Genomic DNA, 3,457 nt, shown 5'->3' with positions numbered 1-3,457 from the left:
CCATTCGGCATCCGTCAGATCGGAGGGGTAGCGCAGCCCGCGCCGATCCGCCGCACGCCGATGCTCCGCTGTCCACGCCATCCTGCTTCCCCACAAATCGCCCGCAGGAGAAGGGAATCACATCCGATTCAGGTAACTCAATCCCTTTTCGGATGGGCTCTTAGCCGCAGGCAACAAGAATGCCCACGATCGGAACAGCGTCCGCAGACAGTCTGACCGGCAGCAGTGAAGCCGACGTCATTCTTGGCCTTGAAGGCAATGACACGCTGAATGGCGGCGATGGCGACGATTTCCTGTCCGGCGACGCTGGCGACGACATCCTGAACGGCGGTCTTGGCAACGATTTCTTGATTGACTCGTTGGGTGTCAACACGCTGACCGGCGGGGGCGGCGACGACACTGTCATCGCGTCTGCGACTGCGGACATCGATGGCGGCAGCGGCAACGACATCATCTTCGCCACGGGGCTGAGCAGCACGGTTTCCGGCGGCGGCGGAAGCGACACAATCACGGTCGGCGCCCCCAGCACGCTGACCGGCGGTGCGGATACCGACACCTTTGTCCTCGCGGCGTCCTATGCTTATTCCCTCGGCAGCGTGACACCCGCGATTGTCATCACCGACTTCGTGGCGGGTGCAGCCGGCGACAGGCTCGACCTGGCGCAGTGGCTGAACAGCCCCAACACGACCGGTTATGACGGCAGCAATCCCTTCGGCAGCAGTGGCTACCTGCAGCTGCGGCAGATGGGCGCCGATACCATCGTCGACTGGGACAGCGATGGCGGCGCCGACAGCTTTACCGCGCTGTTTCTCTTGCAGGGCGTTACTGCCACCGATCTCACCGCCGACAATCTGGGCTTTGCCCCGGATGGCTCGGGGACTCAGGATCGGTTCATTATCGGCACCACCGGCGATGATATGCTGGCAGGTGGCGTTGGCGATGATTTCCTGCTGGGCGGTGACGGGAACGACCACCTGGATGGCGGCACCGGAGCAAACACGCTTTTCGGCGGCACCGGCGACGACGTCTATCTCGTACGCAGCCTGACGGACACCGTCACCGAATTTCTCAACGAGGGCACCGACACCGTCATCTCCACGATCAGCGTCACGCTTCCCAGCAATGTCGAGAACCTGGTTCTCGACGCGGGCGCCGGCGACATCAACGGCACTGGCAACGCCCTGGCCAATACCATCATCGGCAATGAGGGTGTCAATTGGCTGCAGGGCGGCGACGGCAACGATACGCTCCAGGGCGGGGCAGGTTCAGATTTCGTTTTTGGCCAGGACGGCGCCGACCTGTTGCAGGGCGGCATCGGCAATGATGTCCTGGTAGGCGAAGCCGGCGACGACACGCTGGACGGCGGGCTGAATCCGGACGGTCTCGGCGACGTGCTGCTGGGCGGCGCCGGGAACGACACCTACCTCGTGGACAGCGCTTTCGATTTCGTCGATGAGGGCAACACGCCGATCTATGCCAGCTACGGCTTCGGCGGATTCGACACTGTTATTTCAACATCGAACTTCTTCTGGGACGTCTTTTCGGTAGGTGAGCGTCTGGTCATCGCCGCCGATGCCGCCGACCCGGATGGCACCGGCACGACCGCCGTGGGGTCGGTGTTCGATAACGAGATAATCGGCAACGCCGGCACCAATATCCTGTTCGGGCGCGGCGGCTCCGACACCTACCGCGCGGGCGACGGCGTGGACTTCATCTCGCTGTCCACCCTCGGTGTCACCGATGTGCCGGGATACGTCGCCAACGGGATCAACACCATCATCGTCGATCCGCGCACCACCGGCCCGCTGTCCTACGACATCGTATTCGAGTTCGAGGCGGGGCGGGACCGCATCGACCTCCGCAACTACCACTATGGCAACGTGGCGGATGTGCTGGCCACCGGTGTGAACGACGGGCTTGGCAGTTGCTATTTCATTCTCGGTGACGGCCTGGACTTCCTCTATCTCGTTGGAGTCGAGAAATCCGCAATCACCGCCGTGGACTTCATCTTGTGACCAGCAGCCGGCAACCGCGGTGCGCTTGATCCTCGGTCCGGCGACACGCGTCCCGCGGGCGCCGGATGGCGGCTGTCACCCCGCCTTGCGGATGATCAGGCCGATCGAGGTGATGACGAACTGAGCCACCTGCAGCTTCAGATGCGGCATTGCATAGGGTGGCAGATCGATATGCGCATCCACCTCCCTGTCGCCGGGATGGAAGTTGAGCGGCAGGAGATGATGTCCGGCCGCTGACAGGCGCGTGGCCAATGCCTCGATGTCCCGCTTGCGGAACAGCGACAGCGCCGGTACCTCCATGGTCTGGTGGTTCGAGGAAAGATTGAACTCGGTCGTGTGGATCGCGTAGCCACCCGGCCGCAAGGTGCGCAGGCTTTCCTCGATGAAGCGCAGTCCATGCTCAATCGAGCCGAGATGCTCAAGAGCGCAGGACGACCAACAGACATCGAAGCCACGTAGCGTCCCGGGGATGGCGTTCATGTCCACCGGCTGGAAGGCGACCTTCGCCTGCAGCATCTCGAAGGGCAGAATCCTGGGGCGATCCAGGACCCGCAGCCCGGTAGCGTGCTGGCCGGTGCTGGCCCAGCCCTGGTCCGCGATCAAATCGGCCGGTGCATCGGTCGCGACCACCATCGCGCCGCAACTGGCGAGCAGCGCGGGCAGCGGCTCCGTCCCAACCCCGAAGCCGAGCGCGCGCGTACCGGGACGGAGAACCCCCGCCGCCTCCATCGCGGCCGCGACGAAGCAGAACTCCCAGATCTTGCGGTGCGGGCTAGGGACCATATCGAGGCGTTCGCACCAGGCGGCAAAGGCCGGCTCGTCGAACTGGGCAGCAGTGCAAAGTTGGGAGACCGGCGCCGCAAGAACCGGCGAGGCGAAGTGCCAAGGGATGGCCGGATCATCCGGTGGCTGCAACAGGAACAGCGGCGCTTCGTAATGCCGGTCGCGCCGGTGCTGCAGATAGAGCTTATCGAACTCTGGCGTATTGAAGAAGGCTGCACGCAGGGCTTCGACGCTGCCGTGCTGCAGGTGGAATTTGGTCTCGCTCTCATCATGGGGGTCGCGGCCGATCAGCAGCCGAAACGCCCATTGCACGGCATCGCGGCTTACCGCGCCAAGCGTATCCTTCGACATCAACTGCCCTCGGGCGCAGAACGCGCGCAGCTTGATCGGCAACCCGGTGAACGGCCTGAACAGGCGACGGCTTTCACCCTGTTGCGTGCGTTGCACATGAGATAATCAAGACACGACACCCCCGCCGTCTCCGCCCCTTCGACTGGTGTTTTGCGCAGCGACAGCTTCCAGCGACGCCGGCTAGGGCGGAATCCGATCATTCTGGTTCATAGCCTGCGGCGGTGAAGTAGTTTCGGCACTCTTCCGGGGTAAAGCGTGGCAGGGCGTCGCGGATGGCATCCCAGAGCCCGTCGATGGTCCGCGCGGCG

At 63.7% G+C, this 3,457-nt stretch carries 2 protein-coding genes and 1 pseudogene; 1 reads left to right on the top strand and 2 read right to left on the bottom strand.

Going from position 1 to position 3,457, the window contains the following annotated elements:
• The first annotated feature begins 179 nt into the window (after positions 1-179).
• The gene (locus tag H7965_RS29205) at positions 180-2,015 is read left to right on the top strand and encodes a calcium-binding protein (protein WP_186774008.1); all 1,836 of its coding nucleotides are present in this window, start codon (positions 180-182) and stop codon (positions 2,013-2,015) included.
• 75 nt (positions 2,016-2,090) lie between these two features.
• Here the strand turns inward: H7965_RS29205 and H7965_RS29200 are convergent, their stop codons facing one another.
• Both H7965_RS29200 and H7965_RS29195 read right to left on the bottom strand, forming a co-directional pair.
• Entirely contained in the window at positions 2,091-3,149 is a 1,059-nt protein-coding gene (locus H7965_RS29200; protein ID WP_186774007.1) for a class I SAM-dependent methyltransferase, read from the bottom strand.
• 196 nt (positions 3,150-3,345) lie between these two features.
• Positions 3,346-3,457: pseudogene (locus tag H7965_RS29195) on the bottom strand (IS630 family transposase); the annotation flags it as partial.

Origin of the sequence: Siccirubricoccus deserti, from assembly GCF_014283215.1 — a bacterium.
Taxonomy (GTDB): Bacteria; Pseudomonadota; Alphaproteobacteria; order Acetobacterales; family Acetobacteraceae; genus Siccirubricoccus; species Siccirubricoccus deserti.
Note: the sequence above shows the minus strand (reverse complement) of the source record. Positions and strands in the feature narration are given on the sequence as shown.

Excerpts from the sequence above, each read along its gene's own strand:
- H7965_RS29205 (WP_186774008.1), top strand. The coding sequence starts at position 180 with ATGCCCACGATCGGAACAGCGTCCGCAGACAGTCTGACCGGCAGCAGT.
- H7965_RS29200 (WP_186774007.1), bottom strand. The coding sequence starts at position 3,149 with ATGTCGAAGGATACGCTTGGCGCGGTAAGCCGCGATGCCGTGCAATGG.